Source organism: Streptomyces sp. Z26, from assembly GCF_003665095.1.
In the GTDB taxonomy this organism is placed as follows: domain Bacteria; phylum Actinomycetota; class Actinomycetes; order Streptomycetales; family Streptomycetaceae; genus Streptomyces; species Streptomyces phytohabitans.
Genome location: NZ_RCHV01000002.1, coordinates 1,348,570 through 1,373,791, shown reverse-complemented (window position 1 = coordinate 1,373,791; position 25,222 = coordinate 1,348,570). Strand labels below are relative to the sequence as shown.

The window sequence follows — 25,222 nt, the reverse complement described above, 5'->3', positions numbered from 1 at the left end:
GCCTGGTCGAAACGTGCGCGTTTCGCGGGGGAACAAAGCGGGCTGTAGAGTTTGTTCAGCTTGAGAACATAAACCGCCGGAACCCGCGTCCCCATCCCCTCCCGGCGCCCGATCCCGCCCTGCCCCGCCCCGTGAGCCCGTACGCCCGCACGCCGTGCGGCCGTCGGCCCGCCCCCGCCCCGAAAGGTCCCACCGCCATGCCCCTGGCCTTGCTCGCTCTCGCGATCAGCGCCTTCGGAATAGGCACGACCGAGTTCGTCATGATGGGCCTGCTGCCCAACGTCGCGGACGACCTCCACACCTCGGTGCCCACCGCCGGCCACCTCGTCTCCGCCTACGCCGTCGGCGTCGTCGTCGGCGCGCCGCTGCTCACCGCCGTCGGCAACCGCGTACCGCGCCGCCGCATGCTCGTCCTGCTCATGGGTGTCTTCGCCGCGGGCAACCTCGCCTCCGCCCTCGCCCCCGACTACGGCACGCTGCTCGCGGGACGGCTGCTCGCCGGACTGCCGCACGGCGCGTTCTTCGGCGTCGGCGCCGTCGTCGCCGCCCGGCTGGTGGCCGAGGACCGGCGGGCGCGCGCCGTGGCCACCATGTTCCTGGGGCTGACCGTCGCCAACATCGTCGGCGTACCGGCCGGGACCGCCCTCGGCCAGGCCCTCGGCTGGCGGGCCACCTTCCTCGTCGTCACCGGCATCGGCGTGGTCGCCATGGTGGCGCTCGCCGCGCTCGTCCCCGCGCTCCCGGCCGAGGAACAGCGCGGCGTACGGCACGAGATCCGCGCGCTGGGCGACCGGCAGGTGCTGCTCGGGCTGCTCACGGCCGTCCTCGGCTTCGGCGGCGTCTTCGCCGTCTACAGCTACCTGGCGTCGATGATGACCGAGGTCACCGGCTTCGCCGAGTCCTCCGTCACGCTCGTGCTGGCGCTGTTCGGCATCGGCATGACGCTCGGCGCGCTGGCCGCCGGGCCGCTGACCGACCGCGCGCTGCGGCCCACGCTGTACGGGTCGCTGGCCGCGCTCGCCGTGTCGCTGCTCGTCTTCCACGCCGTGGTCGACGTCAAGTGGGCGGCGCTGGTGATGGTCGCGGTGCTCGGCGCCGTCGGCTTCATGACGACGACGCCGCTCCAGATGCTCGTCATGCAGAAGGCCCGGCACGCGCCCACGCTGGCCTCCGCGTCCAACCACTCCGCGTTCAACCTCGCCAACGCGGGCGGCGCCTGGCTCGGCGGCCTCGCCATCGCGGCGGGCTGGGGCTGGACCTCGCCGATGCTCGTCGGCGCGGTCCTCGCGGCGGCCGGGCTGGGCGTCGCCCTGCTCGCGGGCGTCCTGGACCGGCCCACGACCGGCTCCGTCTCGCGGGTCGTGGCCCGCGCGCCGGGCACGGGGGAGACCGCCGCCCCGGCGGTGGGACGCGAGACCGTACGCGGCTGAGGCCCGTACGTGCCCCCGTACGACCGCCCGCCACGCGCGCGGGGACCGGCTCCTCTCCCCGGGAGCCGGTCCCCGCGCGTACGTCCTCGTGCTCGCGTCCCCGCGTACGGCGCGCGTCAGTCGCCGGTCTCGCCGGTCTCGCGCCAGCGGTTGGTGATCGGCAGCCGCCGGTCCTTGCCGAAGCCCTTCGCGGAGATCTTCGTGCCCGGCGGGTACTGCCGCCGCTTGTACTCCGCGCCGTCCGTCAACCGCAGCACACGCGTGACCAGTTCGGCGTCGAAGCCGCGCGCGATGATCTCGTCCCGGCCCCGGTCCTGGTCCACGTACAGCTCCAGTACGCGGTCCAGCACCTCGTAGTCCGGCAGCGAGTCCGTGTCGAGCTGGTCCGGGCGCAGCTCCGCGCTGGGCGGCTTCGTGATGGAACGCTCCGGGATCGGCGGGGTGTGACCGCGCTCGGCGGCGGCGCGGTTGCGCCACTCCGCGAGGCGGAAGACGGTCGTCTTGTAGACGTCCTTGATCGGCCCGTACGCGCCGACCGAGTCGCCGTAGAGCGTCGAATAGCCGCACGCCAGCTCGGACTTGTTGCCCGGGGCGAGCACGATGTGGCCCTCCTGGTTGGACAGCGCCATCAGCGTCGTGCCGCGCAGCCGCGACTGGAGGTTCTCCTCGGCGAGACCGGTGAGGCCCAGCGACTCCATGTACGCGTCGAACATCGGGGCGATCGGCACGGTGCGCAGCCGCAGCCCCGTACGGCGGGCCAGCTCCTCCGCGTCCTCGACGGAGTGGTCGGAGGAGTAGCGGGACGGCATCGCGACGCCGTACACGTTGTCCGCGCCGACCGCGTCGCACGCGATCGACGCCGTCAACGCCGAGTCGATGCCGCCGGAGAGACCGACGAGCACCGAGCGGAAGCCGTTCTTCGCGGCGTACGCGCGCAGGCCCACGACCAGCGCCGTGTAGACCTCCTCGGCGTCCTCCAGACGCGGCGCCTCGCTGCCCGTCACCTCCGGCTCGTACGCGGGCAGCGGCTCCGCCGACAGCGTCACGTGGTCGATCCGCAGCCCGTCGTCGACCGTGCCGGACGGCACCGGGCCCGCCGCGGGCAGCTCCAGGTCGAGCACCACGCAGCCCTCCTCGAACTGCGGCGCCCGCGCGATCACCCGCCCCTCCCGGTCCACCACGATCGAGTCGCCGTCGAAGACCAGCTCGTCCTGCCCGCCGATCATCGCCAGGTACGCCGTGGTGCAGCCCGCCTCCTGCGCCCGCTTGCGGACCAGCTCCAGCCGGGTGTCGTCCTTGTCCCGCTCGTACGGCGACGCGTTCACCGACACGAGCAGCCCGGCACCGGCCGTACGGGCCGCGGGCACCCGGCCGCCGTCCTGCCACAGGTCCTCGCAGATGGCCAGCGCCACGTCCACGCCGCGCACCCGGACCACCGGCAGCGTCTCGCCCGGCACGAAGTAGCGGAACTCGTCGAACACGCCGTAGTTGGGCAGGTGGTGCTTGGCGAACGTCAGCACCACCTCACCGCCGTGCAGCACCGCGGCGGCGTTCCGCGGGGCGCCCGCGGGCTGGCCGTAACGGGGCTGCGGCTGCTCGGCGCGGTCCAGGTAGCCGACGACGACGGGGGTGTCCCCGAAGCCCTCGTCGGCCAGCCGCCGGGCCAGCGCGCGCAGCGCGGCGCGGCTCGCCTCGACGAACGAGGCGCGCAGCGCCAGGTCCTCGACGGGGTAGCCGGTGAGCATCATCTCGGGGAACGCGACCAGGTGCGCCCCCTGCCGGACGGCGTGCCGCGTCCAGTGGACGACGGCCGCGGAGTTGCCGTCGAGATCCCCGACGGTCGAGTCGATCTGATTCAGGGCGAGACGTAGTTGAGGCACGCCCTCCACTGTAATCGTCTTACTGACGCGATGGGGTGGGCGGCCCGCGCCCTCCCTCCCGCCGCCACCGGGACCCCGCGTACGCGCGGCGGCCGAGCCGTCCCGTACGCGCCCGGTGCGCGCGCCGCGTACGAGCCCTGTACGGGTCCACGCGCGTCGACCTCCGCGCGGGTTGGCGGGGTTACGACATTGACGCGAACTCGCCATGCCGAACATGATGCGTCCATGCTGGAGGCGCTGGATCTGGACCCCGTACAGCAGCAGACCTACGAGGCGCTCGTCGACGGGGCGTTCACCGTGCCCGACCTGCGGGCCGCGCTGGGCGTCCCGGCCACCCGGATACGGGCGACGCTGACGGCGCTTCAGGAGTTGAACCTCGTCGAGCGCGTGAGCGGCTCCCGCGGCGAACCGGACCGCTACCTGCCGGTCTCGCCGGACGTGGCGTTCGACACGCTCCTGGCCGCCCGCGAGGAGGAGTTGCAGCGCGCGCGGCGCCATGTGCAGCAGCTCGCCGCCCGCTTCCGGGCGAACAGCGACACCCGCGACCCGACCGACGTCGTGGAGATCGTCACCGGCCGGGCGGCCGTGATCCAGCAGGTCGACCAGTTGCAGCGCAGCGCGCGCCAGCAGATCCGCGGCATCGACCGGCCGCCGTACGTCAACAGCGGTCCGGACCGGCGGGATCCGAGGACCGGGATGATGCCGCTCCAGGAGCAGACCATGCGGCGCGGCGTCGGCTACCGCGTGATCTACGACATGGACGGCCTGGCCACCTTCCACCGCCTGGACATGGACATCGAGGCCTGCGCCGAACTGGGCGAGGAGGCCCGGGTGATGGCCCACACGCCCACGAAGATGATGATCGCCGACGACCGCCTCGGCCTGGTCCCGCTGCGCGCGGCGCCGTACGAGGTGGCCAGCAGCGTCGTCGTGCACCCCTCGGGGCTGCTGGAGGCGCTGTGCGAGTTCTTCGAGGTGCTGTGGGCGGGCGCGCTGCCGCTCAGCGACCACCTCGCGGAGCGCTCCGGCGCGACGCCGGGCGGACCCGAACCGGACGAGGACGGAAGGCTCCTGGCGCTGCTCAGCACGGGCCTCACCGACCAGGTCATGGCGCGGCAACTGGGCATCAGCCACCGCACGTTCCAGCGCCGGATGCGGAACCTGATGAAACGGTTCGGGGCGACGACCCGCTTCCAGCTCGGACTGCGGGCCGCGGGGCAGGGGTTCGTGGCGCCGGGCGAGGACCGTACGCCGGAGGGCTGAGCGGGGCCGGGGGCCGTGCCCTCGCCGGGACCCGCGCCCCGATCCGGGTGAACGGGCCGGTCAGGGGCGGTCGGTGGCGGCCCGACGCGGGGGCGCGGTCCGGTGGGGGAGGCCGGGGCCGGGCCCCGTGGGCGTTCCGGATCTCAAACGTGCGGGGAAGGATCGAGTAAGGGGATCGTAAAACGAGGCGGCGACTCGACCCGTATTGCTGACCGAAGCGCCAATTGCCCGTTTCTCCACAGCCCTTGTTACTCGCCAGTGAATGCGCTTGGCTGCTCCGCAAGCGTCCTCACACGGCGCCTACCCCCACAGGAAAAGGACCCTCGGTTATGGCAGCAAAGCGCAAGAAGTTCGCCGTCGGGATCTCCGCCGCGGTCGCCGCCGCGGCCATCGGCACGGTGGTGGCCCTGCCCAGCGCCAACGCCGCTCCCGCGGAGGGCACGGTCGTCGGTGCGAAGTCCGAGACGGCGATCAAGGGCAGCTACATCGTCACGCTCAAGAAGTCGGCCTTCAAGGCGTCCTCAGCGGACGGCAAGTCGGTCGTCGCGGACCACGGCGGCAAGGTGAAGCGCACGTTCAGCCACGCGCTGAACGGCTACTCCGCGTCGATGTCCGCGCAGGACGCGAAGGAACTGGCCGCCGACCCGGCGGTCGACAAGGTGTACGCCAACCAGCAGCACAAGATCTCCGGCGAGCAGCCCAGCCCCGAGAACTGGGGCCTGGACCGCATCGACCAGCCCGAGCTGCCGCTCGACGAGAAGTACACGTACCCGGACGCCGCCGGTGAGGGCGTCACGGCGTACATCATCGACACCGGCGTGCTCAAGACGCACTCGGACCTCGGCGGTCGCGCCGAGGACGGCTTCGACGCCGTCGACAACGACGAAGAGGCCCAGGACGGCAACGGCCACGGCACGCACGTGGCGACCACCGTCGCGGGTGAGAAGTACGGCGTGGCCAAGAAGGCCAGCGTCGTCGGCGTCCGCGTCCTCGACGACCAGGGCTCCGGCACCACCGAGGGCGTCGTCGCGGGCATCGACTGGGTCACCGAGAACCACGAGGGCCCGTCGGTCGCCAACATGTCGCTCGGCGGCGGCGCGGACGAGGCCCTGGACGAGGCCGTCAAGAACTCGATCGCCTCCGGTGTCACCTACGGTGTCGCCGCGGGCAACGAGGGCTCGGACGCCGGCAGCTCCTCCCCGGCGCGGGTGAAGGAGGCCATCACGGTCGGTGCCACGGACGACACCGACGCGCAGGCCGACTTCTCCAACTTCGGTGAGGTGCTGGACATCTACGCCCCGGGCGTGGACATCACCGCGGGCTACAACACCGGCGACGACGCGACCGAGACCCTCTCGGGCACGTCGATGGCCACCCCGCACGTGGTGGGCGCCGCGGCCGTCTACCTGGCCGGTCACACCGACGCCACCCCCGAGGACGTCTCCAAGGCGCTGACCGACGGTGCCTCGGCCGACGTCGTCGGCAACCCCGGCGAGGGCTCCCCGAACCTGCTGCTCAACATCGTCGAGTGACACCCTGACGGGTTGACGAAGGTTCGGACCGTCGCCTGACGATCCATCGCAACACACCCCCCACAACCGACCGCGGTCCCGCGCGCAAGCGCAGGGCCGCGGTCGGCGTTGGTGCGCCACGCGGCGCGTACGGCGTCCTGCCCCGCGTACGGCGTCCTGTCCGCGACCGGGCGGCGGTGCGCGCTTCAGCGGGCCGCGCGCCGTACCACCACGACGTTCTCCGTCACCTCCGCCCGCTGCCCGCCGGGCCCGGTCGCGACGCGCCGGGGCGCGTGGCACCGCTCGGTCCGCCAGCCGTCGTCGAGCGCCAGCGAGGCCAACGCCTCCTCGGGCGCCGGGAAGCGCACCTCCTCGTCCGTCCGCCAGGACCAGGGCGCCACGGAGGCGTGGTCCACCACGACCAGCAGCCCGCCCGGCGCCACCGCGCGCGCGGCGCGGCGCAGCACCCGCGCGCGGGGGAGGTCGACGGGGGTGTGGAAGTAGCAGGCGCTGACGAGGTCGTACGAGCCCTCCGGGAAGGTCGCGGCGAGGTCGTGCCGGTCGGTGCGCACGCGGTCGGCCAGCCCGGCGTCCGCCGCGCCCGCGGCGACCCGGCCCAGCGCGGTGGCCGACACGTCGGTCGCGGTGACGTCCCAGCCGCGTCCGGCGAGCCAGAGCGCGTCACCGCCGTGCCCGCAGCCCAGGTCCAGCGCGGTGCCCGGGTCGGGGGCGAGGTCGGTGACGAGGGCGGCCAGCACCTCGTTGGGCCGCGTGCCCCAACTGGCGTCGAGCCCGCTGTAGTGGGTCTCCCAGAAGGTCGCGGAGTCGGTGGTCTCGTGCATCGGTGCCTCTTTCGCTCGGGGCGGGCTGGTCCCTCGCACGATGCGGCGCGGTCCGGGCCGGCGGCAAAGTTTCATGCCGTTCCGGCATGTTCGCTTCGCCGCACGCACCTCCGACACCGGGGGTGACTTTCGGCCAGTGAACGGATGAGGTTAGCCTTGCCTAAACCCACCCGCCCCCACCCGTTCCGAGAGTGAGCCCCCGGTGTCCAACTCCCTTCCCGGCACCCCTCTTTCCCGCCGCGGACTGCTCGCCACGGGCGGCGCGCTGGGCCTCGGCGCCCTCCTCACGGCATGCGGCGACGACGACGGCGGCTCGGGCGGCGACGGTTCCGGCGCCTCCGGCCCCTGGACCTTCACCGACGACCGCGGGAAGAAGCTGAAGGCCGACAAGCGGCCGGAACGCATCGTCGCGTACGTCAGCACCGCCGCCGCACTCCACGACTACGGCGTGGAGTGCGCCGGGATCTTCGGCCCCAGCGAGCCCGTCGACGGCAAGCCCAATCCGCAGCTCGGCGCCCTCAGCCCGGACGGCCTCACCAGCCTGGGCACGGCCTTCGGCGACTTCAACATCGAGAAGTACGCGGAGCTGCGCCCCGACCTGCTCGTCAGCAACATGTTCCCGCCGCCCGACCTGTGGTTCGTACCGGCCGAGTCCAGCAAGAAGATCGCCCGGCTCGCGCCCACGGCGGGCATCTCGTTCGCGCACGCGTCCCTGCTCGAACCCCTCAAGAAGTACGAGGAGTTGGCCGCCTCCCTCGGCGCCGACCTCCAGGCCGCGAAGGTCACCGCGGCCAAGGAGCGCTTCCGCCGCGCGGAGCGGACGCTGCGCGACGCCGCGAAGGCGAAGCGCGGCCTGAAGGTGCTGGCCATGACGGGGGACGCGGAGCAGATGTACGTGGCCGTGCCCGACTCGTACGTCGACCTGCACTACTTCAAGGACCTCGGCGTCGAGTTCGTGGAGGGGAAGAAGAGCGACAAGTGGGGCTTCTGGGAGTTCCTCAGCTGGGAGAACGCCGACAAGTACCACGCCGACCTGCTGCTGCTCGACAACCGCACCGCCGCCCCGAGCGAGAAGGACCTCGCCGAGCACCCCGTCTGGGCCGGGCTCCCCGCCGTGAAGGCCGGGCAGACCCTGCCCTGGGCCATGGAGGAGCGGTGCAGCCACCTCGGTTGGGCGCCCGTGGTCGAGGGCCTGGCCGCCGCGCTCGGGAAGGCGAAGCGGCTCGACGCGTGAGCCCGCGGGAGGCCGTGGCGGGCCGTGGCGGGGCGCCGGGAAACCCGGGTGCGGCGCCCCGGCCCCCTGGCTAGCGTCGGTACGTGCCCCACACCTACCCCCCGCTGAACCTCGCGGTCCGCACGCCCCGCCTCACCCTGGCCGGAGCCACCGACGACCTGCTGGAACGACTCGTACCGCTCGTACGGGCCGGGATCGCCGACACCGAGCCGTGGCCGTTCGACGACCCGATCTCGTTCTACGCCGACAACCCCGAACGCGAGTGGCGCTGGCTGCGCGCCGTCTGGGCGGGCCGCTCCCGGATGAGCCCGGACGCCTGGCGGCTGTACTTCGCGGTGCTCGTCGACGGCGAACCCGTCGGCACGCAGGACCTCGTCGCCACCGACTTCGCGCGCTTCGGCACGGTGTCCAGCTTCGCGTGGCTGGCGCCCGGCGCGCGCGGCCGCGGCCTCGGCAAGGAGATGCGGGCGGCCCTGCTGGAACTTGCCTTCGCCGGGCTCGGCGCCCAGGAGGCGGGCAGCGACGCGTTCGTCGACAACGTGGCCTCCAACGGCGTCTCCCGCGCCCTCGGCTACGAGCCGAACGGCGCCGACTGGGACACCCGCCGCGGCGAACCCGCGCGCATCCAGCGCTGGCGGCTGACCCGCGACACGTGGGAGCGGCACCGCCGGAACGACATCGAACTCAGCGGCGTCGCGGAGTGCCTGCCGGTGCTGGGGCTGGCCTAGGGCGCGCCCGTCGACCAGGCGCGGAAACCCGTACGGCGGGGTCGCGGGACCCCGTACGACATGGCCGGGCGTCCCGGGAAGCCGTTCCAGGCGGTCGGTGTTCCCGCAGGTCAGGGCCTGTTCCGGCGTTCCAGCGTCCCGGATGGCCCGCCATCCGTGGCGGCCGGGACGGATCACCGGACACGCTGCGGTCGTCCGGTCGATCCGCCGGACGCACCGATCCGAACCCATGGAGATTCCGATGCGTGCACGTATGTCCTCCCGTCCCGCCCGTCTCGTCCTGGCCGCCGTCGCGGGGCTGGCGCTCGCCGGTGGCGCGGCCGTCACGGCGACCGCCGCGTCGGGTGGTGCCTCGGGTGGGGTGGAGCCCACGTGCGGGACGAACGACCTGGACTTCTCGGTGAGTGAGAAGTCGCAGGCGGGTGGCTACTACCAGATCACGGCGAAGGCGAAGCCGGGGGTCACGTGCTGGTTGGAGGGCGTGTACCCGTCGGCGTCGTTCGGTTCGTCGGCGGACAGCGAGGTGTCCCCGGCGCAGCAGGCGGTGTCGGACAGCGTGCGGCTGACGGGTGACACGGAGGCGTACGCGGGGATCAACCCGAAGCCGGTGAACGAGGACGGCGGCTTGCAGTACGACTTCCTGCACCTGTCGCTGCTGGGCGACACGACGCACTCGGTCACTCTCGAACTGCCGAGCACCGCCACCGTGATCGACCCCATCGCCACCAACTGGCACGCCGACGCCTCCGACGCCGTCCCCTTCCCCAACTGACCGCGTCCCACGGCTGATCCACCGGCCACGCCCTGACCGGCCGCGTTCCCCGACGGAACGCGGCCGGTCCGGCGGCCCCGCCTCCCCGGCCGGGCCGGCCCTGACCACGCCGGACCCGCCCGGACCGAGACGTCCGGCCGCCCCGGCCCCGCAGCGGGCCGGAACCCGCGCCCCCGTACGGCCACCCCGCGCCGTACGGGGGCGCCTCCGCGCCGCACCCGTACCGGGGCACACCCGCCAGGCGCGGGGCGCGGGGCCGTAACGCCCGCGAAAACCTGTGGTGGGATGGTCGTGTGCCGCGACGTGCCCCCTTGTGCGCCGAGGCGTCGCGGCAGGCGGCTTGACCAGCGAGGATGGTGGATATGGATAAGCAGCAGGAATTCGTGCTCCGGACGCTCGAAGAACGCGACATCCGGTTCGTCCGGCTCTGGTTCACCGATGTCCTCGGGTTCCTGAAATCCGTCGCCGTCGCACCCGCCGAGCTTGAGCAGGCGTTCGACGAGGGCATCGGCTTCGACGGGTCCGCGATCGAGGGCTTCGCCCGCGTCTACGAGTCGGACATGATCGCCAAGCCCGACCCCGGCACGTTCCAGATCCTGCCCTGGCGGGCCGAGGCGCCCGGCACCGCGCGGATGTTCTGCGACATCCTGATGCCGGACCTCTCGCCCTCGTACGCCGACCCGCGCTACGTGCTCAAGCGGACCCTCGCCCGTACCTCCGACCTCGGATTCACCTTCTACACGCACCCCGAGATCGAGTTCTTCCTGCTCAAGGACAAGCCGGTCGACGGCACCCGCCCCACCCCCGCCGACTCGTCCGGCTACTTCGACCACACACCGCAGCACGTCGGCCAGGACTTCCGGCGGCAGGCGATCACCATGCTCGAATCGATGGGCATCTCCGTCGAGTTCTCCCACCACGAGGGCGCCCCCGGCCAGCAGGAGATCGACCTGCGGTACGCCGACGCGCTGTCCACCGCCGACAACATCATGACCTTCCGGCTCGTCATGAAGCAGGTGGCGCTGGAACAGGGCGTGCAGGCGACGTTCATGCCGAAACCCTTCTCGGAGTACCCGGGCTCCGGCATGCACACCCACCTCTCCCTCTTCGAGGGCGACCGCAACGCCTTCTACGAGTCCGGCTCCGAGTACCAACTCTCCAAGGTCGGCCGCTCGTTCATCGCCGGCCTCCTCCGGCACGCGGGCGAGATCTCCGCCGTCACCAACCAGTGGGTGAACTCGTACAAGCGCATCTGGGGCGGCTCCCAGCGCACGGCGGGCGAGGGCGGCGAGTCGCCGTCGTACATCTGCTGGGGGCACAACAACCGTTCGGCGCTCATCCGCGTACCGATGTACAAGCCCGGCAAGACCGGCTCCGCCCGCATCGAGGTCCGCTCCCTCGACTCCGGCACCAACCCGTACCTCGCGTACGCCGTACTCCTCGCCGCCGGACTCAAGGGCATCGAAGCGGGCTACGAACTCCCCCCCGGCGCCGACGACGACGTCTGGGCCCTCTCCGACTCCGAACGCCGCGCCATGGGCATCGAACCCCTCCCGCAGAACCTCGGCGAGGCCATCACGCTGATGGAGCGCAGCGAACTGGTCGCGGAGACGCTGGGGGAGCACGTCTTCGACTTCTTCCTGCGCAACAAGAAGCAGGAGTGGGAGGAGTACCGCTCGGAGGTCACGGCGTTCGAACTGCGGAAGAACCTGCCGGTGTTGTGAGGGGGTGGGTGAACCGGCTGCTGACGACTGCCTTGTGAGGGCGGCGCTCGGGACTTCGGGGGTGGGGGAAATGTCCGCATCTCCAGTAATTGCTCAGACCACCCCGAGCCCGCCCAAACCCGCAGCTCAGCAAGCCTGCTCCCCGCACGTGCGGGGATGGACCCCTCGGGCGCCTCCACGGCCTCCGCGATCAGCACTGCTCCCCGCACGCGCGGGGATGGACCCGCCCCCGCACGCGCGGGTCCCCTCAGGCCGCCCCCGCCCCCGCCCCCGCCCCCGCCCCCGCCCCCGCCCCCGCCTCCGGCAGAGGCTCGGCGGACGGGACGTGGTGCGGGTAGTCGAGGTAGCCCGTGTCGCCGCCCTGGTACCAGGTGGTCTTGTCGTCCTCGCTCAACGGCGCCCCCGTGCGCAGCCGTTCGACCAGGTCCGGGTTGGCGATGTACGCGCGCCCGAAGCTGACCAGGTCGGCGCCCAGGCCGAGCCAGTGTTCGGCGTCCGCGTGGGTGGTGGGGCGGGGGCCGATCTGGCCGCCGGGGTTGGCGATGAACGTGTTCGGCCACGCCTTGCGCAGCGCCACCATCGCGTCCTCGTCGTCCCCGACCAGCACGTGGATGTACGCGAGGTCCAGCGCGGCAAGCCCGTCGAGCAGGGCCGCGTACAGCTCCGGTGCGTCGTCCTCCGCCATGCCCCACACCGTGCCGCCGGGGGAGAGGCGGATGCCGACGCGGTCCGCGCCGATCGCGTCGACGGCGGCCTCCGCCGCCTCGACGGCGAACCGTACGCGGTGGGCGGCGGGGCCGCCGTACGCGTCGGTGCGTCGGTTGACGTTGGTGGAGAGGAACTGCTGGATCAGGTAGCCGTTGGCGCCGTGCAGTTCCACGCCGTCGAAGCCGCCGTCGACCGCGTGGCGGGCCGCTTCCCCGAACACCCGCGCCTCGGCCGCCGCTTCGGCCGTCGAGAGGGCGCGCGGTACGGGCGCGGGCAGCAGCCCCTTGGGGCCGGTGAACAGCTCGGCGTCGAGCCGTACGGCGGACGGGGCGACCGGTACGTACCCCGCGACCTCCGGGTGCGCGACGCGTCCGCCGTGCATGAGCTGGGCGAAGATGCGGCCGCCGTTGGTGTGTACGGCGTCGGTCACCGGCCGCCAGGCGGCGGCCTGTTCGGGGCTGTGCAGGCCGGGGGTGTACGGGTTGGACTGGCCCTGGAGGCTGGGCTGCACGCCCTCGGAGACGAGGAGTCCGGCGGTGGCGCGCTGGGCGTAGTACGTCGCCATGGAGGCGGTCGGCATGCCGTCGGTGGTCGCGCGGGCGCGGGTCATGGGTGCCATCGCCACGCGGTTGGGCAGCTTCAGGGAGCCGAGCTGGTGGCTGTCGAACAGGCTGGTCATGGCGTTCGCTCCAGGGGTGCCGGGGGTGGTTCGGTACGGTTCCGTACGGGCTGCGCGCGCCGTACGGTCCGGTGCAGCGCGCCTCCGTCCGGTACGGGCGGGTCCGTGCGGCTCCGTGTCGGCTACGCTAAAACCTGACACTGACGTCAGAGGCAAGTGATGTCGTCCGGATCACACACCAGGACCCCGGACGGGACACGGGGACACAGCGACACGGGAGGCGGGGGAGCGGTGCGCATCGGTGAACTGGCCGCGCGGACGGGCGTGAGCGTACGGGCCCTGCGCTACTACGAGGAGCAGCACCTGCTGTTCTCCGAGCGCAGCCCCGGCGGGCAGCGGCAGTACGCGGACCACGCGGTCGACCGGGTCCGCATGATCCAGCGGCTGTACGGCGCGGGCCTGTCCAGCAGGACCATCCTGGGCATCCTGCCCTGCGTCGTGACCGGCGAGGTCACGCCGGAGCTGCTGGGACGCCTGACGGCCGAACGGGACCGTATCCAGGGGCAGATCACCGAGCTGACCGGCACCCGGGAGCGGCTCGACGCGATCATCGCCACCTCCAGCCGCGCCCACGACGCGGGTGAGCACTGCGCGCCGGAGGGCGGCGTACGCCCCGTCGCGGAGGGGACGGCGACCGCCGCCGGTACGTGAGCCGGGTCCCGTACGAGCCGGACGACCGCGCCCGCTTCCGCCCCGCCACGACGTGCCCGCGCGACGCCCCCGCCGCGACGCACCGTCGGGGCAGGTCGACGTGCGGCCCCGGCGCGGTGATGATGGTCGGCGGGCCGGTTCGCGGGAGCGGCCGGGAGTGACGTACGGGGCGACCGCGCACGGGTGCGGCGAACGGCGCCCGGCGTGGTGGCACCCGGCGCGGTGGACGGCGTACGACGTGGTGACGGCGTACGGCGCGGGACGACGTGAGAGGGCGTGGACTGGACGTGGCGCAGGGCGGGCGACGGGACAGCAGGTTCGGGCAGCTGCTGCGGCGCGGGTTCCAGGACCCGGCGGACGCGGGGCGGCTCCTCGACACACCGGGTCTGGAACCCGTACGGGACGACACGCTGTTCCTCGACGCGCTCGCCGCGACCGCCGACCCGGACCTGGCGCTGCTCGGCCTCGTACGGCTCGTCGAGGCGCTCGCCCCGCCGGAGCCGCCGGAGGGGGCGGAGCCTTCGGACGCCTCCGCCGCCCCGAAGGGGACGCCCCCCGCGAACCCCCCGAACCCCGCCCAGCCCCTGCTCGACACCCTCCTCACCGCCAAGCCGCTGCGCGACCGCCTGCTGGGCGTGCTCGGCGCGTCCGAGGCGCTCGGTGACCACCTCGCCCGCCACCCCGCCGACTGGCAGGCGCTGGTGACGTACGAGACGGCCGATCTGCACCCGGGCGTCGCGGAGTTCGAGGCCGCCCTCGCGGCCGCCGCCGACCCCGACGACCTGCGCGTCTCCTACCGCCGCTGCCTGCTGGCCATCGCCGCGCGCGACGTGTGCGAGACGACGGGCCTGGCCGAGACCGCCGCCGAGCTGGCGGACCTGGCGACGGCCACCCTGCGCGCCGCCCTCGCCCTGGCCTCGGCGGAGCAGCCGGCGGACGCCGCCGCCTGCCGCCTCGCGGTCGTCGCGATGGGCAAGTGCGGTGGCCGCGAGCTGAACTACGTCTCCGACGTCGACGTCATCTTCGTCGGCGAGCCCGCCGACCCGTCCGCCGACTCCGGCGAGGAGGAGGCCGTACGGGCCGCCACCCGCCTGGCGTCCCGCATGATGCGGATCTGCTCCGACACCACCCGCGAGGGCACCATCTGGCCGGTGGACGCCAACCTCCGCCCGGAGGGCCGGAACGGGCCGCTCGTACGCACCCTCAGCAGCCACCTCGCGTACTACCAACGCTGGGCCAAGACCTGGGAGTTCCAGGCGCTGTTGAAGGCGCGGCCGGTGGCCGGGGACGCCGCGCTGGGCACCGCGTACGTGGAGGCCGTGGCGCCGCTGGTGTGGCAGGCGTCGGAACGCGACAACTTCGTGGCCGACGTGCAGAAGATGCGCCGCCGCGTCGTCGAGGCGATCCCCGTGGCGCACGTGGAGCGCGAACTGAAGCTCGGCCCCGGCGGGTTGCGGGACGTCGAATTCGCCGTGCAGCTCCTCCAGTTGGTGCACGGGCGGCACGACGCGTCGCTGCGCAGCCCGACCACGCTGGCCGCGCTGGACGCCCTCGCCGCCGGGGGCTACGTGGGCCGCCAGGACGCCGCCGCGCTCGACGCGTCGTACCGCTTCCTGCGCCTCATGGAGCACCGCATTCAGCTCTACCGGATGCGCCGCACCCACCTCATGCCCGAGGACGAGGCCGAACGGCGGCGCCTGGCGCGCTCGTTGGGCTTCCGTACGGAGCCGGTGTCGGAGCTGGAGAAGGCGTGGAAGCGGCACGCGGGCTCCGTACGGCGGCTGCACGAGAAGCTGTTCTACCGGCCGTTGCTCGACGCCGTCGCCCAACTCGCCCCCGGTGAGATCCGGTTGTCGCCGCGCGCGGCCGCGCAGCGTCTGGAGGCGCTGGGTTACGCCGATCCGGGCACCGCGCTGCGCCATCTGGAGGCGCTCGCCAGCGGGGTGAGCCGGAAGGCCGCGATCCAACGGACGCTGCTGCCGGTGCTGTTGGGCTGGTTCGCGGACTCGGCGGACCCGGACGCCGGGCTGCTGCACTTCCGCAAGGTGTCCGACGCGCTGGGCAAGACCCCGTGGTACCTGCGGCTGTTGCGCGACGAGGGTGTCGCCGCCGAGAACCTTGCGCGCGTCCTGTCCGCCGGGCGCCTCGCCCCCGACCTGCTGCTGCGCGCCCCCGAGGCCGTCGCCCTCCTCGGCTCCGCGCGTGAACTCCGGCCGCGCGGCCGGGAGTCGCTCAACCAGGAGGTGCTGGCGGCCGTCGGCCGCGCCGACGACCCGGAGCAGGGGGTGACGGCGGCGCGCGGCGTACGGCGGCGGGAGCTGTTCCGTACGGCCGCCGCGGACATCATCGGCGCGTACGGCACCGAGGACAGCCCCGTCCCGGAGGACCCCGCGCCCGCCGTCGACCGGCTGGGCGCCGCCCTCTCCGACATCAACGCCGCCACCCTCGCGGGCGCCCTGCGCGCCGCCGTACGCGCCCACTGGGGCGACGAGCTGCCCACCCGCTTCGCCGTCATCGGGATGGGCCGCTTCGGCGGCCACGAGCTGGGCTACGGCTCGGACGCCGACGTGCTGTTCGTCCACGAGCCGCGGCCGGGGGACGACGAGGAGGTGGCGGCGAAGGCCGCGTTCACCGTCGCCAACGAGATGCGCAGGCTGCTCCAACTCCCCGCCCCCGACCCGCCGTTGACCATCGACGCGGACCTGCGCCCCGAGGGCAGGTCCGGCCCGCTGGTGCGCACCCTCGCCGGTTACGCCGCGTACTACCGCCGCTGGTCGAAGGTCTGGGAGAGCCAGGCCCTGCTGCGCGCCGCGCCCGTGGCGGGCGACGCGGAGCTGGGCGCGCGGTTCGTGGAGCTGATCGACCCGCTGCGGTACCCGGCGGACGGGCTGACCGAGGACGCCGTACGCGAGATCCGCCGACTCAAGGCGCGCATGGAGACGGAACGGATGCCGCGCGGCGCCGACCCGACCACGCACGCCAAGCTGGGCCGGGGCGGGCTCTCCGACGTGGAGTGGACGGTGCAGCTGCTCCAGCTGCGGCACGCGGCGGCGGAACCGGGGCTGCGCACGACGCGTACGCGCGAGGCGCTGGCCGCCGCCACCGCCGCCGGGCTGCTGAACCCGGAGGACGCCCGTACGCTGGATGAGGCGTGGCTGCTCGCGACGCGGGTGCGCAACGCCGTGATGCTCGTACGCGGCCGTCCCGGCGACACGTTCCCGTCCGAGCCGCGCGAACTCGCCGCCGTCGGGCGGTACCTGGGGTACGAGGCGGAGCCGAAGCAGCCGGAGCACAACGGCGGCACGGGTGGTACGGGCGGCGGCGTCGGGGAGATGCTGGACGACTACCGGCGGACGACACGGCGGGCCCGCGCGGTGATGGAGCGGCTCTTCTACGGGACGTGACCGGGGCCCGCGCGGTACGTGAGCGCGGGGTCACCCGGCGTCGTACGGCAGGCGGGGCACGGCGGGCGGGGCACGGCGGGTGGCGCGGCCGGGCGCACCGTACGGCCCCCGCGCGCCGCCCCGGCAGGCGCTCCCGTCACGCGCGCCGTCAGGCCGGTGCGAGCGCCGCCCGTGGCGGCACCTGGGGCGCCATCTGGGCCGGGAGCCGCCCGTACCAGGCGCGTGTCACGGCGAAGCCGAACGAGAGGCAGAGCAGGCCGCCCACGGCGTCCATCCAGAAGTGGTTGGCGGTCGCCACGATGACGAACAGGGTCACCACCGGGTACAGCGCGCCGAGCACCCGCACCCACAGCGGCTTCGCCAGCGTGAAGATCATGACGCCGCACCACGTCGACCAGCCGATGTGCATGGACGGCATCGCCGCGTACTGGTTCGACATGTCGGCGAGGTTCCCCGACGCCATCGAGCCCCATGTCCCGTGCAACTGCACCGTGTCGATGAAGTCGCCGCCCGGCATGAGGCGCGGGGGAGCGAGCGGATACAGGTAGTAGCCGACCAGGGCGACGCCCGTCGTGGCGAAGATGACCAGCCTGCTCGCCGCGTAACGGCCCGGCTGCCAACGGTAGAGCCACACGAGCACACCGATGGTGACGACGAAGTGCAGCGTCGCGTAGTAGTAGTTCATCGACACGATGAGCCAGGTCACGCCGTTCACCGTGTGGTTGACGGAGTGCTCGAAGGCGAGGCCGAGGGCGTGCTCGGTGTCCCAGATCCAGTCGGCGTTGCGCACGGCGGAGTCGCGCTGCTCGGGCACCGCGTTGCGGATGAGGGAGTACGTCCAGTAACTGACCGCGATCAGGGCGATCTCGAACCAGAGCCGGGGTCTGCGGGGGGTCCGCACGCGCCGCACGAGCGCCGCGGTCCGCGTACGCCCCTCCCGCCCCGCCGGGTCGGTCCCGCGACGCTCCTCACCGGGGTCGGTCGCGGCGACCGGCTCGTGGGCTGTCTTCGTCCTCGCAGTCGGTGCCCCCATGGAGCAACAGTCTGCCAGAAACGGCCGTGCCGCCGGTCATCCTGCGGTCTGGTCCTGACCCTTACCGGTCCTGCGCTCGGAGTATGCCGGAAGACAGGCGGTGGACCCGCGAACGACCAGTTCAGGCAGGAAGACGAACTCGCTGTGCGGCGCCGGCGTACCCCCGACCTCCTCCAGCAGCGCGCGTACGGCGGCCTGCCCCATCGCCGTCACCGGCTGCCGGATCGTGGACAGCGGCGGGTCGGTGAACGCGATGAGCGGGGAGTCGTCGAAGCCGACGACGGACACGTCGCGCGGCACCGCCAGCCCGCGCTCCCGCGCGGCCCGTACCGCGCCCAGCGCCATCATGTCGCTGGCGCACACCACCGCCGTGCAGCCGCGTTCCAGCAGGGTCCCGGCGGCGGCCTGGCCGCCCTCCAGGGTGTACAGCGAGTGCTCGACCAGCCGCCGCGCCGCGGCCTCGGTCAGGCCGAGTTGCCCGGTCATCGCGGCGAGGAAGCCCTCGATCTTGCGCTGCACCGGCACGAACCGTTCTGGCCCCAGCGCGAGCCCGATCTCCCGGTGACCCAGCGACACCAGGTGTGTGACGGCCAGCCGCATCGCGGCGCGGTCGTCGGGCGAGACGAACGGGGCGCGCACCTTGGGCGAGAAGCCGTTCACGAGGACGAACGGGACGCCCTGGCCGCGCAGTCGCTCGTACCGCTGGGTGTCCGCCGTGGTGTCGGCGTGCAGTCCGGAGACGAAGATGATGCCCGCGACGCCGCGGTCCACCAGCATCTCCGTCAGCTCGTCCTCGGTGGAGCCGCCGGGGGTCTGGGTGGCGAGCACCGGCGTGTACCCCTGCCGGGTCAGGCCCTGCCCGATGATCTGCGCGAACGCCGGGAAGATCGGGTTCTCCAGCTCCGGGGTGATCAGCCCGACGAGGCCCGCGCTGCGCTGCCGCAGCCGTACGGGCCGCTCGTACCCGAGCACGTCGAGCGCGGCGAGGACGGACTCGCGGGTGGCAGCGGAGACGCCCGGTTTGCCGTTCAGGACTCGGCTGACCGTCGCCTCGCTGACCCCCGCCTGCCCTGCGATGTCAGCTAGTCGTGCGGTCACGGTCCGGACTGTACCGGGCGCCCTCGGGCGCTGCACAGCGCGCGCGGTGCCGTACGGGCGGTGCGCGGGCGCCGTACGCGACCCCCGTGCGGTCCCGTGAGCCGGTCCGCGGGGTGGTGGCGCGTGCGCCGGTAACGCTCCCGGTCGTACTTGCAGAAAATTGCCGCAAGGTCTTTCGGAACCGGGGTGCCGCTGTTACGTTCCTCGGCATCCGGGCGCCGCGACGGCGCGGGGCCACACCTGGGGAGGACCGACATGCGCCGTGGCATAGGGGCCACCGCTCTGATAGCGGGGCTGGCACTTGCGGCAACCGCTTGCGGCGGGGACGGCGGTGACGGCAAGGGCTCGGACGGCGAGATCTCCGGCACCGTCACCTACTGGGACACGTCGAACGACGCCGAGAAGGGCACGTACCGGAAGATCGCCGAGGGCTTCGAGAAGAAGTACCCGGAGGTCGACGTCAAGTACGTGCACGTCAACTTCGGTGACGCCAACGCCAAGTTCAAGAACGCGGCGGGCGGCAACTCCGGCGCCCCCGACGTGATGCGGACCGAGGTCGCCTGGGTCGCGGACTTCGCCCACCTCGGCTACCTCGCGCCGCTCGACGGCACCCCCGCCCTCGACGGCGCGGACGACTTCCTCAAGGCACCCGCCGGGAGCGCCCGGTTCGAGGGCAAGACGTACGCCGTGCCGCAGGTCACCGACACCCTCGGGCTGTTCTACAACAAGAAGCTGCTGAAGGAGGCGGGCGTCGAGGTGCCGAAGACCTTCGACGAACTGAAGAAGGCCGCCGCGAAGATCGAGAAGTCCACCGACGCCACCGGCCTCTACCTCCGCGGCGACGACCCGTACTGGTTCCTCCCCTACCTCTACGGCGAGGGCGGCGACCTGCTCGACGTGAAGGCCAAGAAGGTCACCGTCGACGACGGGCCCGGCGCCGACGCGCTCGCCCTGATGAAGGACCTCGTCGACTCCGGCGCCGCCACCAGCGACGCCAACAACGGCCAGGAGAACGGCCTCAAGGCGTTCAAGGACGGCGACGCCGCGATGATCGTCGACGGCCCCTGGGACCTCGCGGGCGCCCTGGAGGGCGAGCAGTTCGAGGACGCGGCCAACCTCGGCGTCGCCCCCGTCCCCGGCGGCAGCGCCGGACAGGCCGCGCCGCAGGGCGGCTGGAACCTCTCCGTCTACGCGGGCTCCGGCAACCTCGACGCGTCGTACGAGTTCGCCAAGTACATGGCGTCCGCCGAGGTCCAGGAGCGGACCACGAAGGAGCTGAGCCTCCTGCCGACGCGCGCCTCCGTCTACGAGAAGCCCTCGGTCAAGGGCGACGAGATGGTGCAGTTCTTCAAGCCCGCCGTCGACAAGGCCCACCAGCGTCCCTGGATCCCCGAGACCAACTCGCTGTTCGAGCCCGTACGCGTGCAGATGAACGCCGTCCTCTTCGGCGACGCGAAGCCCGAGGAAGCCGCCGGGAAGATGGGCGACGCGTTCCGCAAGCTGCTCAAGGACTACAAGTAGGGACTGGCCCACCCATGGCTGTGGACACCGGCAGGCCCGCGGAGCCGGCCGCGGACGGAGCGCACCGCTCCGGCCGCGGCCGCGGCGGGAGCGCGGAGAACGGAAACCCGAAGGGCCGCCGCGGCGCGCCCCCCGGCCGACTGGGGCGGCGGCTGCGACGCCACTGGTACGCCTGGGCGATGGTCGCCCCGGTCGTGCTGGTCATCGGCCTCATCATCGGCTACCCGCTGGGCCGCGGCGTCTTCCTGTCACTGACCGACGCCGACGAGTCGAACGTCGCCCGCACCATCGGCGTCAACGAGATCCCGGCGACGTACGACTTCGTCGGCCTCGACAACTACACCGCGATCCTCTCCGACAGCGTCTTCTGGGACCGGCTCGGCTGGACCGCCCTGTGGACCGTCGGCTGCGTCAGCGTCACCTTCCTGCTCGGCCTCACCCTCGCCAACATGCTCAACCGGCAGGTGAAGGGCCGCTCCTTCTACCGCGTCGCGATGATCGTGCCGTGGGGCGTCCCCGCGTTCGTGTCGGTCTTCGCCTGGAAGATGCTGTTCAACGAGAAGTACGGCATCCTCAACGAGGTCCTCGACGGCGGCGGCGTCGACGGCGTGCCCTGGCTGAGCGACCCGACGTGGGCCAAGGTCGCGGTCGTCGTCGTGAACGTGTGGCTGGGCGTCCCGTTCATGATCGTCGCGATGCTCGGCGCGCTCCAGGCCGTGCCCGACGAGCTGTACGAGGCCGCCGAGATGGACGGCGCGAACCCCTGGCAGCGCTTCACGCACATCACGCTGCCCGGCATCAGCGCGGTCAGCGGCACCGTGGTGCTGCTCAGCACCATCTGGACGTTCAACATGTTCCCGGTGATCTACCTCCTCACCCAGGGCGGGCCCGGGGACGAGACCGAGATCCTCGTGACCTACGCCTATCGGCTGTCGTTCGTGAACAGCCCCCGGGACTACGCCACTTCGGCCGCGTGGGGCGTGCTCATCCTCGTCCTGCTGTCCCTCTTCACGCTGATCTACCGACGAGCACTGCGCAAGCAGGGAGAGGTGTGGTGACGATGCGCACCCGGAAGAGAAGCGCCGCGGCCTCCGCCGGACTGCACGCGGGCCTGATCGTCGGGACGGCCGTCGCGCTGTTCCCGCCGCTGTGGCTGCTGGTGACGTCGTTCAAGCCGAAGGGCGAGGCGTTCTCCACCGCGCTGGTGAAGGACTTCACCCTCGACAACTACGACCACGTGCTGGCCGACACGTACTTCCTCGACTGGTTCGCCAACTCGCTGCTGGTCGTCGTCGGCACCACCGTCATCGGCGTCTTCATCGCCGCCACCACCGGCTACGCGCTCAGCCGCTTCCGCTTCCCCGGGATGCGGCCGCTGCTGTGGGTGCTGCTGATCACCCAGATGTTCCCCATGGCGGTGCTCATCGTGCCGCTCTACAACACCCTCGCCACGCTGGGCCTGCTGAACCAGCCGGTGGGGCTGATCCTCACGTACCTCACCGTCGCCGTGCCGTTCTGCGCCTGGATGATGAAGGGCTTCTTCGACACCGTGCCCGTCTCCATCGACGAGTCGGGGCGGGTCGACGGGCTCAGCCCGTTCGGCACGTTCTGGCGGCTGATCATGCCGCTGGCGAAGCCGGGACTGGCCGTCACCGGCTTCTACACGTTCGTCACCGCGTGGGCCGAAGTGGCGTACGCGACGGCCTTCATGACCGGCGAGGAGAACCTCACCCTCGCGGGCGGCCTCCAGACCTTCGTCAACCGCTACGGGGCCGACTGGGGCTCCATGACCGCCGCCGCGGTCGTCATCGCGGTGCCCGCCGCGGTGGTCTTCGGCTTCGCACAGCGCCACCTCGTCTCCGGGATGACCGCCGGAGCCGTCAAGTCCTGACCCGCACCCCGAAAGCCCGGCCGACGGACGCCACGACCCCAGGGAAGACATGACCACCCAGCACACCCCCACCCCCGCCGGAACCGAGACCGCCGAGAACGTCGCCGAGCACCCCGCCGTACGGGAGGCCACCGCCGTACGCGCCGCCGCCGCCGACACCGCCCCCGTCAGCGGCACCGGCGACCGTACGGGCTGGTGGCGCGACGCCGTCATCTACCAGGTCTACCCCCGCTCCTTCGCCGACGGGAACGGCGACGGCATGGGCGACCTCCCCGGCATCCGCGCCCGGCTGCCGTACCTCGCCCAACTCGGCGTCGACGCCGTCTGGTTGAGCCCCTTCTACGCCTCCCCGCAGGCCGACGCCGGCTACGACGTCGCGGACTACCGCCGCGTCGACCCGATGTTCGGCACCCTCGACGACGCCGAGGACCTCCTCCGCGACGCCCACGACCTCGGCCTGCGCGTCATCGTCGACCTCGTCCCCAACCACTCCTCCGACCGGCACGAGTGGTTCCGGCAGGCGCTCCGCGAGGGCCCCGGCTCGCCGCTGCGCGCCCGCTACCACTTCCGGCCCGGCCGCGGCGCCCACGGCGAGGAGCCCCCGAACGACTGGGAGTCCATCTTCGGCGGCCCCGCCTGGACCCGTACGACCGACCCGGACGGCACCCCCGGCGACTGGTACCTGCACCTCTTCGCCCCCGAACAGCCCGACTTCGACTGGGAGAACGAGGCCGTACGCGACGAGTTCCGCACCGTCCTGCGCTTCTGGCTCGACAAGGGCGTCGACGGCTTCCGCATCGACGTCGCCCACGGCCTCGTCAAGGCGGCGGGCCTGCCCGACATGGGCCACGGCGGCCAGCTGAAGCTCCTCGGCAACCAGGTGCTGCCCTTCTTCGACCAGGACGGCGTGCACGAGATCTACCGCGACTGGCGCCGTGTCCTGGAGGAGTACGGCGGCGACCGCATCGGTGTCGCGGAGGCGTGGACGCCCAGCGCCGCCCGTACGGCCCTCTACCTGCGGCCCGACGAGCTGCACCAGGCGTTCAACTTCCACTACCTCCAGGCCGGTTGGGACGCCACCGCGCTCCGCGCCGTCATCGACGGCTCGTTGGACTCGCTCCGCCCCGTACGCGCCGCCACCACCTGGGTGCTCTCCAACCACGACGTCGTACGGCACGCCACCCGCCTCGACGGCGGCCTCGCCCGCGCCCGCGCGGCCAGCCTGCTGATGCTCGCGCTGCCCGGCTCCGCGTACGTCTACCAGGGCGAGGAGCTGGGCCTCCCCGAGGTGACGGACCTGCCCGACGAGGCGCGGCAGGACCCGTCGTTCTTCAAGGCGAACGGCCAGGACGGGCTGCGCGACGGCTGCCGCGTACCCCTGCCCTGGACCCGGGGCCGGGACGGCGGCTCGTACGGCTTCGGCACGGGCGGCAGCTGGCTGCCGCAGCCCGCGGAGTGGGGCGCGTACAGCGTCGAGGCGCAGACGGACGACCCGGACTCCACGCTGGAGCTGTACCGCGCGGCGCTCCGCGTCCGCCGCGACCACCCCGACCTCGGCGCGGGCGACGCCGTGGAGTGGCTGGCCGCACCCGAGGGGGTGCTCGCGTTCCGGCGCGGCGCGTTCGTGTGCGCCACCAACACCACCGGCGAGGACGCCGAACTCACCCTCGGCGCCGGGCGGACGCTCCTCACCAGCGGCCCCGCGCCGACGCACGGCGCCGACGTGCCCGCACCCCGTACGGACACCGTCGCCGTACCCGCCGACACCACCGTCTGGTGGACGGCCGGATGACCGCACCGTCGCCGCTGCCCACCGCCCGCCTCGCCGACATCGCCCGCCAGGCCGAGGTCAGCGAGGCGACGGTCAGCCGCGTGCTCAACGGCCGGGCGGGCGTGGCCGCCGCCACCCGGCAGAAGGTCCTCGCCGCGCTCGACGTGCTCGGCTACGAGCGGCCCGTACGGCTGCGGCAGCGCAGCGCGGGCCTCGTCGGGCTGGTCATCCCGGAGTTGACCAACCCGATCTTCCCGGCCTTCGCCCAACTCATCGAACAGGCACTCAGCGGCTACGGCTACACGCCCGTCCTCGGCACGCAGATGCCCGGCGGCGCCACCGAGGACGAACTGGTCGACCAGCTCGTCGAACGGGGCGTCACCGGCATCATCTTCCTCTCCGGCCTGCACGCCGACCTGTCCGCCGACCCCGGCCGCTACACCCGGCTCGCCGCCCGCGGCGTCCCGTTCGTCCTCGTCAACGGCTGCAACCCGAAGGTCAGCGCCCCCTTCGTCTCCCCGGACGACCGCGCGGCGGCCCGCATGGCCGTACGGCACCTGGCCGACCTCGGCCACACCCACGTCGGGCTGGCGCTCGGCCCGAGCCGCTTCGTACCGTCCCGCCGCAAGGCGGAGGGCTTCGCGGACGCGCTCCGTGAACTCGGCGGGGCCGTACGGGGATCGGTGGAGCACACGCCGTTCACCGTCGAGGGCGGGCACGCGGCGGCCGGGCCGCTGCTGGACGCGGGCTGCACCGGCGTCGTCTGCGGCAGCGACCTGATGGCGCTGGGCGTCGTACGGGCGGCGCGGCAGCGCGGGCTGCGCGTACCCGAGGACGTCTCCGTCGTCGGGTACGACGACTCCGCGCTCAACGCCTTCACCGACCCGCCCCTGACCACCGTCCGGCAGCCGGTCCGCGCCATGGCGCACGCGGCGGTGCAGGGCCTGCTGGAGGAGGTCGGCGGGAACCCGGTGCCGCGTACGGAGTTCGTCTTCCAGCCGGAGCTGGTCGTGCGCGGCTCCACGGCCCAGTCAGCGACGAGCCGCTGACCCGCCGTTCCCCGTCCGCGCCCTTACCCGTGC

General features: G+C 72.8%; 19 protein-coding genes. 14 read left to right on the top strand and 5 right to left on the bottom strand.

What is annotated here, in order from left to right; translation table 11 throughout:
• Positions 1-197 precede the first annotated feature (197 nt).
• The gene (locus tag D7M15_RS06010) at positions 198-1,430 is read left to right on the top strand and encodes an MFS transporter (RefSeq protein WP_121516544.1); all 1,233 of its coding nucleotides are present in this window, start codon (positions 198-200) and stop codon (positions 1,428-1,430) included.
• 116 nt (positions 1,431-1,546) lie between these two features.
• Here D7M15_RS06010 and D7M15_RS06005 read toward each other — a convergent pair whose 3' ends face one another.
• Positions 1,547-3,310 carry an NAD+ synthase gene (locus tag D7M15_RS06005; RefSeq protein ID WP_121520285.1) on the bottom strand — a complete coding sequence of 588 codons (1,764 nt, stop codon included), beginning with the start codon at positions 3,308-3,310 and terminating at the stop codon, positions 1,547-1,549.
• Between the two features lie 225 nt (positions 3,311-3,535).
• On the opposite strand from D7M15_RS06005, the gene D7M15_RS06000 reads away from it, so the two are divergent.
• Both D7M15_RS06000 and D7M15_RS05995 read left to right on the top strand, forming a co-directional pair.
• The gene (locus D7M15_RS06000) at positions 3,536-4,573 is read left to right on the top strand and encodes a LuxR family transcriptional regulator (RefSeq protein WP_121516543.1); all 1,038 of its coding nucleotides are present in this window, start codon (positions 3,536-3,538) and stop codon (positions 4,571-4,573) included.
• Between the two features lie 329 nt (positions 4,574-4,902).
• The gene (locus tag D7M15_RS05995) at positions 4,903-6,105 is read left to right on the top strand and encodes a S8 family peptidase (protein ID WP_121516542.1); all 1,203 of its coding nucleotides are present in this window, start codon (positions 4,903-4,905) and stop codon (positions 6,103-6,105) included.
• A gap of 185 nt (positions 6,106-6,290) precedes the next feature.
• On the opposite strand, the gene D7M15_RS05990 is transcribed toward D7M15_RS05995, so the two are convergent.
• On the bottom strand, positions 6,291-6,926 hold the full coding sequence (locus D7M15_RS05990; RefSeq protein ID WP_121516541.1) for a methyltransferase domain-containing protein: 636 nt from the start codon (positions 6,924-6,926) through the stop codon (positions 6,291-6,293).
• Between the two features lie 202 nt (positions 6,927-7,128).
• On the opposite strand from D7M15_RS05990, the gene D7M15_RS05985 reads away from it, so the two are divergent.
• From D7M15_RS05985 to D7M15_RS05970, 4 genes are all read left to right on the top strand, one after another.
• The gene (locus D7M15_RS05985; RefSeq protein WP_121516540.1) at positions 7,129-8,160 is read left to right on the top strand and encodes an ABC transporter substrate-binding protein; all 1,032 of its coding nucleotides are present in this window, start codon (positions 7,129-7,131) and stop codon (positions 8,158-8,160) included.
• A gap of 83 nt (positions 8,161-8,243) precedes the next feature.
• Positions 8,244-8,888 carry a GNAT family protein gene (locus tag D7M15_RS05980; RefSeq protein WP_121516539.1) on the top strand — a complete coding sequence of 215 codons (645 nt, stop codon included), beginning with the start codon at positions 8,244-8,246 and terminating at the stop codon, positions 8,886-8,888.
• A gap of 241 nt (positions 8,889-9,129) precedes the next feature.
• A complete protein-coding gene (locus D7M15_RS05975) occupies positions 9,130-9,660 on the top strand; it encodes a DUF4232 domain-containing protein (protein ID WP_121516538.1) in 531 nt (176 codons plus the stop codon).
• 362 nt (positions 9,661-10,022) lie between these two features.
• Entirely contained in the window at positions 10,023-11,384 is a 1,362-nt protein-coding gene (locus tag D7M15_RS05970; protein ID WP_121516537.1) for a glutamine synthetase family protein, read from the top strand.
• Positions 11,385-11,631: 247 nt separating this feature from the next.
• On the opposite strand, the gene D7M15_RS05960 is transcribed toward D7M15_RS05970, so the two are convergent.
• Entirely contained in the window at positions 11,632-12,771 is a 1,140-nt protein-coding gene (locus D7M15_RS05960) for an alkene reductase (protein ID WP_121516536.1), read from the bottom strand.
• Positions 12,772-13,002: 231 nt separating this feature from the next.
• On the opposite strand from D7M15_RS05960, the gene D7M15_RS05955 reads away from it, so the two are divergent.
• Complete coding sequence (locus D7M15_RS05955; RefSeq protein WP_121516535.1) at positions 13,003-13,422, top strand: MerR family transcriptional regulator; 420 nt, start codon at positions 13,003-13,005, stop codon at positions 13,420-13,422.
• Positions 13,423-13,709: 287 nt separating this feature from the next.
• Positions 13,710-16,826: a bifunctional [glutamine synthetase] adenylyltransferase/[glutamine synthetase]-adenylyl-L-tyrosine phosphorylase gene (locus D7M15_RS05950; protein WP_121516534.1), complete on the top strand. Its 3,117-nt coding sequence runs from the start codon at positions 13,710-13,712 to the stop codon at positions 16,824-16,826.
• A 148-nt stretch (positions 16,827-16,974) separates the two neighbouring features.
• Here the strand turns inward: D7M15_RS05950 and D7M15_RS05945 are convergent, their stop codons facing one another.
• Together D7M15_RS05945 and D7M15_RS05940 are read right to left on the bottom strand one after the other, a co-directional pair.
• Complete coding sequence (locus D7M15_RS05945) at positions 16,975-17,859, bottom strand: phosphatase PAP2 family protein (RefSeq protein WP_121516533.1); 885 nt, start codon at positions 17,857-17,859, stop codon at positions 16,975-16,977.
• 36 nt (positions 17,860-17,895) lie between these two features.
• The gene (locus D7M15_RS05940) at positions 17,896-18,957 is read right to left on the bottom strand and encodes a LacI family DNA-binding transcriptional regulator (RefSeq protein ID WP_121516532.1); all 1,062 of its coding nucleotides are present in this window, start codon (positions 18,955-18,957) and stop codon (positions 17,896-17,898) included.
• A gap of 255 nt (positions 18,958-19,212) precedes the next feature.
• Here D7M15_RS05940 and D7M15_RS05935 point away from each other — a divergent pair, with 255 nt between their 5' ends.
• The 5 genes from D7M15_RS05935 (at position 19,213) to D7M15_RS05915 (ending at position 25,189) form a co-directional block, all read left to right on the top strand.
• Positions 19,213-20,478 carry an extracellular solute-binding protein gene (locus D7M15_RS05935; RefSeq protein WP_121516531.1) on the top strand — a complete coding sequence of 422 codons (1,266 nt, stop codon included), beginning with the start codon at positions 19,213-19,215 and terminating at the stop codon, positions 20,476-20,478.
• A 179-nt stretch (positions 20,479-20,657) separates the two neighbouring features.
• On the top strand, positions 20,658-21,536 hold the full coding sequence (locus tag D7M15_RS05930; RefSeq protein WP_240649584.1) for a sugar ABC transporter permease: 879 nt from the start codon (positions 20,658-20,660) through the stop codon (positions 21,534-21,536).
• Positions 21,537-21,538: 2 nt separating this feature from the next.
• Positions 21,539-22,369 carry a carbohydrate ABC transporter permease gene (locus tag D7M15_RS05925; RefSeq protein ID WP_206337456.1) on the top strand — a complete coding sequence of 277 codons (831 nt, stop codon included), beginning with the start codon at positions 21,539-21,541 and terminating at the stop codon, positions 22,367-22,369.
• A gap of 49 nt (positions 22,370-22,418) precedes the next feature.
• Positions 22,419-24,161 (top strand): glycoside hydrolase family 13 protein, encoded by a 1,743-nt coding sequence (locus tag D7M15_RS05920; protein ID WP_121516528.1) that lies wholly within the window; start codon positions 22,419-22,421, stop codon positions 24,159-24,161.
• A complete protein-coding gene (locus D7M15_RS05915; RefSeq protein WP_121520283.1) occupies positions 24,158-25,189 on the top strand; it encodes a LacI family DNA-binding transcriptional regulator in 1,032 nt (343 codons plus the stop codon). Before D7M15_RS05920 ends, D7M15_RS05915 begins: the two co-directional genes overlap by 4 nt.
• The last annotated feature ends 33 nt before the right edge of the window (positions 25,190-25,222 follow it).